7 protein-coding genes, 4 pseudogenes and 1 riboswitch are annotated in these 12,027 nt (G+C 73.7%); of the genes and pseudogenes, 4 read left to right on the top strand and 7 right to left on the bottom strand.

Annotated features, from left to right (window positions below; all coding sequences use genetic code 11):
• Positions 1–3: 3 nt before the first annotated feature.
• From ABD794_RS04185 to ABD794_RS04170, 4 genes and pseudogenes are all read right to left on the bottom strand, one after another.
• Positions 4–934: pseudogene (locus ABD794_RS04185) on the bottom strand (1-phosphofructokinase family hexose kinase).
• A 128-nt stretch (positions 935–1,062) separates the two neighbouring features.
• Entirely contained in the window at positions 1,063–2,217 is a 1,155-nt protein-coding gene (gene nagA, locus ABD794_RS04180) for an N-acetylglucosamine-6-phosphate deacetylase (RefSeq protein ID WP_344960955.1), read from the bottom strand.
• Positions 2,217–3,170 (bottom strand): ROK family protein, encoded by a 954-nt coding sequence (locus tag ABD794_RS04175; protein ID WP_344960954.1) that lies wholly within the window; start codon positions 3,168–3,170, stop codon positions 2,217–2,219. Before ABD794_RS04175 ends, nagA begins: the two co-directional genes overlap by 1 nt.
• A 419-nt stretch (positions 3,171–3,589) precedes the next feature.
• A complete protein-coding gene (locus ABD794_RS04170) occupies positions 3,590–4,477 on the bottom strand; it encodes an SIS domain-containing protein (protein WP_344960953.1) in 888 nt (295 codons plus the stop codon).
• Between the two features lie 172 nt (positions 4,478–4,649).
• Here ABD794_RS04170 and ABD794_RS04165 point away from each other — a divergent pair, with 172 nt between their 5' ends.
• The 3 genes and pseudogenes from ABD794_RS04165 to otsB all read left to right on the top strand — a co-directional run bounded on the left by ABD794_RS04165 (position 4,650) and on the right by otsB (position 7,066).
• Complete coding sequence (locus tag ABD794_RS04165; RefSeq protein WP_425585918.1) at positions 4,650–5,936, top strand: extracellular solute-binding protein; 1,287 nt, start codon at positions 4,650–4,652, stop codon at positions 5,934–5,936.
• Positions 5,937–5,946: 10 nt separating this feature from the next.
• A complete protein-coding gene (locus ABD794_RS04160) occupies positions 5,947–6,177 on the top strand; it encodes a DUF3263 domain-containing protein (RefSeq protein WP_344960951.1) in 231 nt (76 codons plus the stop codon).
• 30 nt (positions 6,178–6,207) lie between these two features.
• A pseudogene (gene otsB / locus ABD794_RS04155) lies at positions 6,208–7,066 on the top strand (trehalose-phosphatase).
• An 81-nt stretch (positions 7,067–7,147) separates the two neighbouring features.
• On the opposite strand, the gene ABD794_RS04150 reads toward otsB, so the two are convergent.
• The 3 genes and pseudogenes from ABD794_RS04150 to ABD794_RS04140 form a co-directional block, all read right to left on the bottom strand.
• Entirely contained in the window at positions 7,148–7,891 is a 744-nt protein-coding gene (locus ABD794_RS04150) for a hypothetical protein (protein WP_344960950.1), read from the bottom strand.
• 67 nt (positions 7,892–7,958) lie between these two features.
• The gene (locus ABD794_RS04145) at positions 7,959–9,449 is read right to left on the bottom strand and encodes an alpha,alpha-trehalose-phosphate synthase (UDP-forming) (protein ID WP_344960949.1); all 1,491 of its coding nucleotides are present in this window, start codon (positions 9,447–9,449) and stop codon (positions 7,959–7,961) included.
• An 81-nt stretch (positions 9,450–9,530) separates the two neighbouring features.
• Positions 9,531–10,491, bottom strand: a pseudogene (locus tag ABD794_RS04140) (glucosyl-3-phosphoglycerate synthase).
• Between the two features lie 185 nt (positions 10,492–10,676).
• Positions 10,677–10,820: riboswitch (SAM riboswitch) on the top strand.
• Here ABD794_RS04140 and ABD794_RS04135 point away from each other — a divergent pair.
• A pseudogene (locus ABD794_RS04135) lies at positions 10,814–10,954 on the top strand (threonine synthase); the annotation flags it as partial. It overlaps the preceding riboswitch by 7 nt.
• Positions 10,955–12,027 lie beyond the last annotated feature (1,073 nt).

The raw sequence follows: 12,027 nt of genomic DNA, 5'->3' as shown, positions 1-12,027 counted from the left end.
GGGTCAACTCCCTCCCAGTGGGACTGTTTTCACCAGCGGCAGTGCCGCCTCGTACGCCCCCTCGTCGTACTCCCCGGCCGTCGCCGCCCGGACCGTCGCGGCCGACAGGGCGACCGCGCGGGTCAGCCGGTCCGGCCAGGAGAGGCCCTCCAGCCAGGCCGAGAGGAGGCCGGCGACCGCGGAGTCGCCCGCGCCCGTGGGGTTGCCCTTGATGCGGGACGGCGGGGGTGGCGCGCCAGGCGCCGTCGGGGGTGACGGCGAGCACGCCGTCGGGGCCGAGCGTCGCGGCGACCGTGTGGGCGCCGCGGCGGCGGGCGTCGAGGGCCGCGCGGAGCGGCTCGGTCGAGCCGGTGAGCGCGGCGAGTTCGACCGCGTTCGGCGTGACGACGTCGGGGCGGGCGGCGATGCCGCGGCGCAGGGGTTCGCCGTCCGTGTCGAGGAGGACGGGGATGCGGCGGGCCCGCGCCTGGCGGATCAGGTGGGCGTACGCGCCGACCGGTACGCCCGGCGGGAGGCTGCCGCACAGGGCCACCGCGCCGACTCCGTCCAGGAGTCGGTCGTAGCGGGTGGTGAAGGCGGACCACTCGGCGGGGGTGATCTGCGGGCCCGGTTCGTTGAGTTGCGTCGTGTCGCCGGTGGCGGAGTCGACGACGGCGACGGTGCGGCGGGTGGGGCCGGTGACGGGGAGCAGGGCGTCCGTCAGGGCGGGGGCGGTGTCGGCGAGGAGGCGGCGCAGCGTCTCGCCGGTGGGGCCGCCCGCGAAGCCCGTGACGGTGGCGGCGTGGCCCAGCCGGGCCAGGACGCGCGCCACGTTGAGGCCCTTGCCGCCCGGCCGTTCGACGGCATCGGTGACCCGGTGCGAGGTGTGCGGGCGCAGCCTGGGCACCCGGTAGGTGAGGTCGAGCGCGGCGTTGAGCGTGACCGTGAGGATCATCGGCGACCTCTCTCGGACCGGGCGCGGGCAGGGCGGCGCGGGGACACGATTGCGGGAGCGATCATGCCAAAACAGCAGCGGCAGGCCCAGACCCTGGACCTGCCGCTCTTCGACAACCTCGGGAATAATTACCGTACTTCGGGGCGAACCAGCCATTCGCCCTTGCGCATCACGCCGACGAGTTCGAACGCGGCGTCGAGCACGACGAGGTCGGCGTCCTTGCCCTCCTCCAGGGAGCCGACCCGGTCGTCCAGGCCCAGCAGGCGGGCCGGGTTGGCCGAGAGGGCGCGCACGGCGTCCTCGACGGGCAGCCGGTCGACGGTCACCGCGCGGCGGAAGGCCGTGTCCAGGGTCAGCGTCGACCCGGCGATCGAGCCGGCCGTCGGGCCGTCGGCGATCCGCGCGACCGCGTCCTTGACCTCGACCCGCATCGGGCCCAGCGCGTACATGCCGTCGCTCATGCCCGCCGCGCCCATCGCGTCGGTGATGAACGCGACCCGGTCCGCGCCCGCGCGGGCGAACGCCAGCTCCAGGACGGACGGGTGGAGGTGCGTCCCGTCGTTGATCAGCTCGACGGTGACGCGCTCGTCCTCCAGCAGCGCGGCGATCGGGCCGGGGGCGCGGTGCAGGAGTGACGGCATCGCGTTGAAGAGGTGGGTGGCGACCGTGGCGCCGGCCTCGATGGCGTCGAGGGTCGCCTCGTACGTCGAGTCCGTGTGGCCGACGGCCGCGATCACGCCGTGGTCGGCGAGCATCCGGACGGAGTCGAGGCCGCCGGGGAGTTCGGGGGCGAGGGTCATCATCCGGGCGGTGCCGTGCGCGGCGTCGAGGAGCTTGCGCACGTCCGCCGGGTCCGGGTCGCGCAGCAGTTCCGGCTGGTGGGCGCCGCAGCGGTGCGGGGAGATGAACGGGCCCTCGAAGTGGACGCCCGCCAGCTCGCCCTGCTGGGTCAGCTCGGCGAGGACGGCGGCCTGCCGGGCCAGGTCGTCCAGGTCGCCGGTGACGGTCGAGGCGACCATGGTGGTGGTGCCGTGCGCGCGGTGCGCGCGGACGGCCGTGAGGGCCTCGGCCGGGTCGCCGGACGAGAAGGAGGCGCCGCCGCCGCCGTGGACGTGCATGTCCACGAAGCCGGGGACGATCCAGTGGCCGGTCAGGTCCCACGTCGGCGGCTCCTCGGGGACGTCCGCGGCGATGCGGGTGTCCTCGATGGTGAGCCGGCCGTTCTCCACCACCCCGGTCGGCAGAACGACGCGGGCGCCGTCGAGAACCGTTCGTTCGACCATCAGCCGGTTACCTCCGTGGTGTGGGTGGCGAGCAGGTCCCGGGCGAGCAGGCCCGCGCCCAGGCAGCCGGCGGTGTCGCCGAGGGCCGCCGGGACGATGAGGGGGAGTTTCTGGAAGGTGACGCGCTCCGCGACCGCCGCGCGCAGCGGGCGGAACAGGGTCTCGCCGGCTTCGGCGAGGCCGCCGCCGACGATCAGCGTACGGGGGTCGAGCAGGGTCAGACCGATGACGAGGCCGTCGGCGAGGGCGTCGATCGCGTCCTGCCAGACACGGGCGGCGGCCCGGTCGCCGGCCTCGACGGCGCGGGCGCAGCCGGCCGCGTCGGCGGCGGGATCGCCGCTCGCCGCCGCCCAGGCCCGTCCGACCGCCGCCGCCGAGGCGAGCGTCTCCAGGCAGCCGCGGGCGCCGCAGCCGCAGGCCGGGGCGTCGGGGCCGCGGCGTACGGCGATGTGGCCGATCTCGCCGGCGGAGCCGTTGGCGCCGTCCTCGACGCGGCCGTCGATGCCGATCGCGCCGGCGATGCCGGTGCCGATCGGTACGAACAGGAAGCGGTCGGCGCCCCGGCCGGCGCCGACGCGGCCCTCGGCGAGGCCGGCGGTGCGGGCGTCGTGGCCGAGGGCGGCCGGGATGCCTTTGAGGTGACGGCTCAGCAGGTCGCGGAGGGGGACGTCGCGCCAGCCGAGGTTGGCGGCGTAGACGGCGGTGCCGGTGCGGGTGTCGACGATGCCGGGGACGGCGGCGCCGGCGGCGGCCGGCGGCTCGCCCAGCTCCTTCTCGCCGAGCGCGTACAGCTCCGCGGCGAGGTCGAGGATGCCCTCGACGACGGCCTCCGGCCCGCGGTCGCGGCCGGTGGGCCGGCGGGTCTCGTGCAGGAGCTCGGTGCCTGGGCCCGCGCCGACGAGGGCGGCCTTGATCCCGGTGCCGCCCACGTCGAGGGCGATGACATGTTTCACGGGACGTAGTGTCGCGCGTTCGGGCGTGAAAGGTCTAGTCCACTTGGGGGAGTGGTGGGGCGCGCGGCGGGGCGGGTGGGCACGCGCCTGCGGCGCGTGGGCCCTGCCCTACCCGCGCGCCGCCCGGCACCGTCGAGTGAACGGGTGCGCTCACCGGCGGGGGCCGAGCGCCGCCGGCGTCTGCGCGTGGGTGGGCGGTACGGGCGGCCCCCGATCCGCAGCCGCCCGCGGCGCGTCCGTGGCAGGGGCCACACGCCGCAGGCGGGCGCCCCCCGGCGGGGACCAGCCGCCGTACGTGGGCGCCGTCAGCTGGGACCAAGCCCCGTACGCGGGCGCCCTCCGCAGGGAGCATGTCCCGCACGCGGGCGCCCCCGGCGGAGACCACGCCCCGCACGCGGGCCCCCCGCCGGGCGCCGCCCTCAGGGCGTGAGGATCACGCTGCGCGTGAGGCCGCGGGGGTGGTCCGGGTCGTAGCCCCGGCTCTCCGCCACCGCGACGGCCACCCGCTGCGCCCGCACCAGTTCGGCCAGCGGGTCGTCGCCCCGGACCAGGACGCCCCCGGCGTGCGCGACCGCCGAGGCCAGGCCGTCCGGCACCGGCCCGAAGGACCACGTGACCCGTCCCGGGCCCGCGATCGCCACCGGGCCGTGGCGGTACTCCATGGAGGGGTACGCCTCCGTCCACGCCCCCGCCGCCTCCCGCATCTTCAGCGCCGCCTCCTGGGCCAGGCCGTACGCCCAGCCCCGTCCCAGGAACGTCCACTGCTCCGCCGTCAGCACCTCCTCCGGCAGCGGCTCCGCGAGGGCCGTCTCCGCCGCGTCGGCCGCCGCCGCCACCGCGTCCGCGCCGCCGGGCAGGGCGGCCCGGAGCAGGGCCAGGGCCGTCGTCGCGAAGCGCGTCTGGACGACGGACTCCTCGTCCGCCCAGTCCAGTACCGCCACCGTCTCCGCCGCCCGGGTCACCGGGGTCCCCGGGGACGCGGTGACGGCGAGCCGTGGCGTGGTGCGGCCCAGGGCGGCGAGGAGGCCGAGGATCTCCGTCGTCGTCCCGGAGCGGGTGATCGCCACGACGCGGTCGTAGGGGCGCCGCCGCGCGGGGAACTCGGACGCCGGGAACGCGTCCGTGTCGCCCTCCCCCGCGGCCTCGCGCAGCGCGGCATAGGCCTGCGCCATGAACCAGGACGTGCCGCAGCCGGTGACGGCGACCCGTTCGCCGGGAAGCGGAAGCCCCTCCGGGGCGAGCGCGGCGGCCCGGCGCCAGCAGTCGGGCTGGGCGGCGAGTTCGAGAGCGGTACGGGATACGGCCATGACCTGGGCTCCTCCATGAATCCGGCAGTACGTCCGTGGATAGCAGCCGACCGCCCGGAAGCGGAAGAGTGAGGCCGGAGCGAGTGCCCGTTCGAAGAGCCCTTAAGGTGGCGCGGAAGACACGCGCGGTCCACGGCGGCCGAACGATCACAACCACGAGGGCGGAAAGCACGTGCAGCGGCGGCGGTTCTTGGGTCTCTCGGCGGCGGGCGCCGCCACGGCGGCGATGGCGCCCGCCCTCACGGCGTGCAGCGGCGGCCCCGGCGGCAAGACGCTGACGGTGGTCGCGGCCGAGTACGGCGACGGCAAGCCGGAGAACAGCTCCCAGAAGTACTGGGAGTCGGTGGCCCGTACGTTCATGGGCGACCACAAGGGCGTCAAGGTCGAGGTCCAGGTCTACAGCTGGACCGAGGTCGACAAGAAGGTCGCCGACATGGTCGCGGCCGGCAACGCCCCGGACATCGCGCAGATCGGCGCGTACGCCGACTTCGCCGCGGCCGGCAAGCTGATCAGCGCCGACCAGCTGCTCTCCGTGCCCACCCAGGCCGACTTCATCACCTCGATCGGCAAGGCGGGCGAGGTGCACCGCATGCAGTACGGCCTGCCGTTCGTCTCCTCCACGCGACTGCTCTTCTACAACAAGACGCTCTTCGAGAAGGCCGGGATCCTCAAGGCCCCCGAGACCTGGGACGAGCTCCAGGCCGCGGCCGTCAAGCTGAAGGCCGCCAAGGTGAAGATCCCCTTCGGGCTCCCGCTGGGCCCGGAGGAGGCGCCGGCCGAGACGATGCTGTGGATGCTGGGCAACGGCGGCGGCTACGCCGACAAGAACGGCAACTACCAGATCGCCCAGGCCAAGAACGTCGAGGCCTTCGAGTGGCTGCGCGACGAACTCGTCGGCAAGGGGCTCACCGGCCCCGGCAACCCCGCCCGTACCAACCGCCAGGAGCTCTTCGACGCCTTCGCGCGCGGCGAGGTCGGCATGATCCACGGCCACCCGTCCCTGATGCAGCAGGCCGAGGCCAAGGACGTGAAGTACGGGATGCAGCCGCTGCCCGGCCGTCACGGCCGGGCAGCGTCCACCATGGGCGTCGCCGACTGGGTCATGGCGTTCAAGCAGACCGGGCACAAGAAGGAGGTCGGCCTGTTCCTCGACTTCCTCTACAGCACGCAGACCGTCCTCGACTTCACCGGCAAGTACGACCTGCTGCCGGTGACGCAGACCGCGTCCGACAAGATGATGAAGGACGACGACGCGACGCCGCGCCGCAAGAAGCTGATCCCGTTCCTGGCGCAGCTCAAGAACGCCGAGTTCTACCCCGCCAACAAGACCTCCTGGGCGAAGGTCAGCAAGACCGTCAAGGAGAGGATCGGCGGCACGGTGCAGAAGGGCGCCGACGTGCAGGGCATCCTCGACGAGATCCAGCGGGAGGCCGACTCCACGGACGGCGCGTCCCGTTAGGCTGGCGGGCATGTCCGGCGATCTGTCCGAGCGGGACCTCGCCGTCCTCGCCCTGGAACGCGAGTCCTGGGCGGGGCCCGGCGCCAAGGAGCGGGCCGTCCGCGAGCGGCTCGGCATCACCCCGACCCGCTACTACCAGCTGCTCAACGCGCTCCTGGACGACCCGCGGGCCCTCGCGCACGACCCGGTGACCGTCAACCGGCTGCGGCGGCTGCGGGAGGAGCGGCGGGCGCGGCGCTGAAGTGGCGTCCGCGTGGGTAGGGTCGCTGCCATGGGCAGCCAACCCCTTCCGGAACCCGTGACCGCCGCCGGGCGCGAGGGCCTCGCCGCGCTCCTCGCCCGGCCCGAGCGGGCGGTCGTCGCTCTGGACTTCGACGGCACGCTCGCCGGGATCGTGCCCGACCCCGAGCGGGCCCGCGCCCACCCCGGCGCCGTGCCGGCGCTCTCCCGGCTCGCCCCGCGGCTGGCCTCCGTCGCGGTGATCACCGGTCGGCCGGCCGGGGTCGCGGTCCGCTACGGGGGGTTCGCCGGGGTCGCGGGGCTGGAGCACCTGGTCGTGCTCGGGCACTACGGCGCGGAGCGCTGGGACGCGGTGTCGGGGACCGTGCACTCGCCGGCGCCGCATCCCGGGGTCGCGGGGGTGCTGGCGGAGCTGCCGGGGGTCCTCGACAAGTCCGGTGTCTGGAGCGGGACATGGGTCGAGACCGCGCCCATCGAGAACAAGGGCGGCCGGGCGGTGGCGGTCCACACGCGCCGCGCGCCCGACCCGCAGGCCGCATTCCGTGCCCTCCAGGAGCCGTTGCGTGAACTCGCCGCCCGCCACGGCCTGATCGTCGAGCCGGGCCGCCTGGTCCTGGAGCTCCGCCCCCCGGGCATGGACAAGGGCGTCGCCCTCGCGGAGTACGTGCGGGAAGTGGGCGCGGAGTGCGTGCTGTACGCGGGCGATGACCTGGGGGACCTGGCGGCGTTCGCGGCGGTGGAGGCGTTGCGGGGGGGAAGGGGTTCGGGGGGTGCTGGTGTGCAGCGGGAGCTCGGAGGTGGCCGAGCTGGCGGCGCGGGCGGATGTGGTGGTGGACGGGCCGGGGGGTGTGGTGGCGTTGCTGGGTGCGCTGGCCGCCGCCGTGGCGTGAGGTGTGCCCCGGTCCCGCCCTTTCTCCCCCGGCTACCGCTGGGGGAGAAAGGGCGGGACCGGGGCGACTCCAACCGCGCGACTAGTCCCCGTCCGCGTCCGGCGCCTCCTCCCGCCTGCCCTTCCCCTTCGCGTCGTCCGCGACGCCCACCGCCGCCAGTGCCGTCGTCCAGTCGTGGGCGATCGCGCGCTGGACCTTCACCAGGTCCGCCTTCCCGGAGCAGATCGCGTTCTTCAGCTTCGTCTCGATCGCGTCCTTGGGGTTGTTGGGGCCCGCGCCGTCGCGGTGGCCGGGGGAGGGGGGTTCCACCCAGAGGTTGCGCGGGTCGTTGGGGTCGCCGCCGAGCTGGAGGCTGATGAGGTGGTCGTACTCGGCCTCGCGGAGCGACTTCTTGTAGCCGTAGGACTCGGCGTTCGCCGTCTTCTCCCGGTTGGTGATGCTCACCGGCGGCCGGATGCCCTTCGTGTACCCGGCGCGGCAGATCGTCGTCTTCAGCGTCGCCTGCGTGACCTTCGGATTGGTCGCCCCCGGCGTGCACTTGGGGTCGGGCAGCGGCTCCTTGCCCGCCGTGAAGCGGTAGGTGCACGTCCCGGCCGCCGGCTGCTTCTGCACCGTGTACGAGGGCTGGGGGCCCGCCCCGACGGGGACCGGCTCCTCGCTCCCGGGGGAGGCAGACGAAGACGAAGAGGCGGATGAAGAGGACGGCGACGTCCCCTTGGACTCGGACTTCTTGTCGTCGGAGCCGGACGAACAGCCGGACGTCGTCACGGCGAGGAGCGCGGCCGAGGCCGTCGCCAGGGCGATCCAACGCGGTGTGGTGGACATGGCAGCATGGCTACCCGCTCCCGCGCACCCTCAGCCGGGCGGTGGATGCGCGACGGCGCACGTCAACTCACCCCGCGCGCCCCGCGGTTGCCGCCGTCAGCGCCTCCAGCTGATCGACGAACCAGCGCGCCGGCGGCAGCGCCGTCGCCGCCGCGGCCAGCCGCCCCGAGCGCTCCGCGCGCTGGACGGGGTCCATCAGCAGCGCCTCGTGCAGCGCGCGGGCCGTGGCCACCACGTCGTACGGGTTGACGACGATCGCGTCCTCGCCCAGCTCCGCCGCGGCGCCCGCCTCCCGGGAGAGCACCAGCGCGCAGCCGTGGTCGGAGACCACCGGGACCTCCTTGGCCACCAGGTTCATCCCGTCCCGGATCGGGTTGACCAGCGCCACGTCCGCCAGCCGGTACGCGGCCAGCGAGCGTGCGAAGTCGTCCTTGACGTGCAGGGCGACGGGGGTCCAGTCCGCCGTCCCCCAGGCCGCGTTGATCTCGCCGGCCAGCCGCTCCACCTCGGCCGTGTAGTCGCGGTAGACGGCGAGGTCCTGCCGCGAGGGGTAGGCGAAGGCGATGTGCACCACCTTGCCGCGCCACTGCGGGTGCTCCTCCAGGAGCGACCGGAAGGCGTGCAGGCCGCGCACGATGTTCTTGGACAGCTCGGTGCGGTCCACCCGGACGATCGTCCGGCGGTCCGGCCCGATCTGCTCCCGCAGGGCCGCCATCCGCTCCTCGACGTCCGGCCGGTGCGCGCGCTCGCGCAGGAAGTCGCCGTCCGTGCCCAGCCCGTGGACGCCGAGCGCCGTCGTCCGTCCCTCGGAGCGCACCGCGAGCCGGTCCCCGACGCGCAGCACCTCGGCCCCGAGCACGTCCGCGCAGCACGCGGCGAACGCCTCGGCCCAGCGCCGGGTGAGGAACGCCGCCCGGTCGCCGCCCAGGATGCCGCGCAGCACCTGCGCCGCCACGTCGTCGGGGAGCATCCGGTAGTAGTCCGGCGGCGCCCAGGGCGTGTGGGAGAAGTGGCCGATGCGCAGGTCGGGGCGGCGGGCCCGGAGCAGCGCGGGGACCAGCGTCAGGTGGTAGTCCTGGACGAGCACGGCGGCGCCCTCGGCCGCCTCCTCGGCGAGCGCGTCCGCGAAGGCCGCGTTGTACGTCTCGTACGCGGCCCACTGTTCGCGGAAGCCGGCGTCGAAGACCGGCTCCAGCGGGGTCTGGTAGAGCAGGTGGTGGACGAACCACAGCACCGAGTTGGCCACGCCGTTGTACGCGGTGGCGAAGGTCTCGGCGGGGATGTCGAGCATCCGCACCCGCTGCCCGCCGGTGTCGGCGGGGTCGAGTCTGCGGCCCGCGCGGCGGGCCGCCAGCCGGTCGCCCTCGCCGAGCGCGGCGCACACCCATACGGCCCCGGCCTCCGGTCCGATCGCGCTCAGCCCCGAGACCAGCCCGCCGCCGCCGCGGCCCGCCGCGAGGCCGCCGTCCTCGGCGAGCCGGTAGCTGACCGGGCCCCGGTTGGAGGCGACGAGGATCGGGGCGGCATGCGGGGCGGCGGGCACGTGATCGGCGACCATGACGCCAGCCTTGCCGCGCCGCCAACCGCTCAAACGTACGCTTACGCCGCCTACGCCGCCCATGCTGCTCGCGGCCGTCGCTCAGGCGGCGCGGCGCTCCGCGTACGCGGGTATCCCGGCCATCGGCGGCCGCTCCTCCGTGTCCACCGGGTACGTCCGCGGTACGAAGCCCGCCGCCGCACCGTCCGCGGGACGCTCGAACTGGACGATCTCCGGCCGCACCAGCGGCCCGCGGCCCAGCCGCAGCTGCGCGGTGCGGTAGATCGCGGCGGCCATCCGGCCCAGCGCCTGCCCGTCCTGGTGCCGGTGCTTGCGCACGCCCACGTCCACCTGCGCGAGCGCGTCGAGCCCGACCGTATGCAGCGCGTCCACCAGCAGCCCCAGCTCCACGCCGTACCCCACGGGGAACGGCAGCCGCTCCAGCAGCGAGCGCCGCGCCGCGTACTCCCCGCCCAGCGGCTGGACGAAGCCCGCCAGCCGCGGCCAGTGCAGATTGAGCAGCGGGCGGGCCACCAGCTCGGTCACCCGGCCGCCCTGGCCCGGTTCCGAGCCGAGCGGACGGTCGTACATCGCCTTGACGAACGCCACCTCCGGGTCGGTGAGCAGCGGCCCGACGATCCCCGAGACGAACGTCGCCGAGAAGTCGCGCAGGTCGGCGTCCACGAAGCACACGATGTCGCCGCTCGTCACCAGCAGCGACCGCCACAGCACCTCGCCCTTGCCCGGCACGGCGGGCAGCTCCGGGAGCACCGCGTCCCGGTGCTCCACCCGCGCCCCGGCCGCCCGGGCGACCCGGGCCGTCCCGTCCGTGGAGCCGGAGTCGAGCACCACCAGTTCGTCCACCAGCGGCACGTCCTCCGTCATCAGCTCGCGCCGGATCGTGGCCACGATCGTTTCCGACCGTGGCCTCCTCGTTCAGGGCGGGGAGCACCACGCTCACGGTGCTCCCCGTCTCGCGCTTGGCGGCGAGCAGCCGGTCGAGCGGACGGTCTTCGGCGGACCAGGACCGCCGGGCCAGCCAGCGCTCCACCTCTTCCAGCACGTGTACGACTCCTCGTTGACTCAGGCACGTTGTTGCGTTTGTGACGCATCTCGCTGTGCGGACGCCCCTCTCAAGGGCGCGCACCGTCCGATACAGTCTTGAACAACGCACGGCCCGCCCGTATGTCGGGGTCCGTGCGCGTGCCACAAACGCCCGGCCGGCGATGCCGCCGACCGGTGCCATACCGCTCATCCAGAGGGGCAGAGGGACACGGCCCGATGAAGCCCCGGCAACCCTCCAGCCGGTCTCACCGTTCTCACGGCGAGGCTCCCGGCGGGGAAGGTGCCAAATCCGTCTCGTGGCGAGGTTCGTCACGAGGAAGATGAGGAGAAAGGGCCTCGCCTCCATGGCTGTGCAAGCCGTCGAACGCGCAACGTCTTTCGGTCCCGCCGTCGCGCTCTCCTGCCGCGAGTGCGGCGAGCGCTTCGCCCTCGGGCCCGTCTTCGCCTGCACCTCCTGCTTCGTCCGCTGGAGGTCGTACTTCTACAGAGCGTGCCCGCCGGGACACAGGATCTGGGCCTGCGGTGCGCCCGCATCGAGTCGTACGGGGCGTCGCGGCAGAAGCTACACTTTTCTGTTGGCGCTAATCGTCACCCCCTGCTGTTTCCACGTACGCTGCACGTCGCACACGCACGACCCAGTCTGTGAACCCCGAGCGTCACTCATAGCTCACCGTCTCGATTGGGTATGGACAGTACTGTATAGCATCCTCGTCTTTGTGCATGATTCATTATAGTGTTGTTTATACAATTCCGTTTGGTGAACTGGGCGTCAACGCGGCGTGCATGTTCGATTCAAGAGACGACTCAGGAATACCGCAGACCCTACTCCTTCAAGCGACCGACGTCGTCGCCGATCGCCGTCGAGGCGGCGCGCGCCTTCGGTTTCCCGACGCTCTCCTGTATCCTCGTACTGGGCACTGCGTGCGCGTGCCGCGCCGCGGGCCGCCCGCGCGGCCTGACGCTCCTGCGTCTATCAGCCGCAGCGACCTGGAGCGGAACGGTCGTCAGTGGCCGCGAGTGCGTCTACGGGGCGACCTGGTCGTCTCAGAGTACTCAGACGGGCACCTACGCAACGACGTCACCGCGTCTGCTCGAGCTGCATGCGTGGATCCGCTGGGGCGGCACCGTGGGGCTTCGCTCAACGTGCAACCTGCTGCCCTACTACTCACGGGGAGGCTCACAAAGACCCGCGCGTACGAGATCTGCGAACCAAAAAAAGCCTGGGCTGGCGGCTGCCGATCACGCTCGTGATCCCGTGGCCTGCACGTGCTCCCAGCTCATCGAAGATCGACACAGGGGCTGGGGCGGAGCTGATCGTCGCGACTCGGGCTTCGGTCGAGGACCGTCCGTACCAGGATCTTCGCGCCCAGGCGCGGGTGCGCTCCGCAGTCCTCCCGCGGCGGACAAGGACGGCCACGACGTCGGTACCGCCCGGTGAAGCGGACACAGTATCGCCAAGTCCCTCGCCATCGGCACGGCGACGGCGCCGTACGATCCTGGACATCGCGCGCGGACGGGCGTCTGCGGTGGAGGA

The sequence above is a fragment of the Streptomyces thioluteus genome, assembly GCF_039535865.1.
Note: the sequence above shows the minus strand (reverse complement) of the source record. Positions and strands in the feature narration are given on the sequence as shown.

Excerpts from the sequence above, each read along its gene's own strand:
- nagA (WP_344960955.1), bottom strand. The coding sequence starts at position 2,217 with ATGGTCGAACGAACGGTTCTCGACGGCGCCCGCGTCGTTCTGCCGACC.
- ABD794_RS04170 (WP_344960953.1), bottom strand. The coding sequence starts at position 4,477 with ATGGCCGTATCCCGTACCGCTCTCGAACTCGCCGCCCAGCCCGACTGC.
- ABD794_RS04160 (WP_344960951.1), top strand. The coding sequence starts at position 5,947 with ATGTCCGGCGATCTGTCCGAGCGGGACCTCGCCGTCCTCGCCCTGGAA.
- ABD794_RS04150 (WP_344960950.1), bottom strand. The coding sequence starts at position 7,891 with ATGTCCACCACACCGCGTTGGATCGCCCTGGCGACGGCCTCGGCCGCG.
- ABD794_RS04145 (WP_344960949.1), bottom strand. The coding sequence starts at position 9,449 with ATGGTCGCCGATCACGTGCCCGCCGCCCCGCATGCCGCCCCGATCCTC.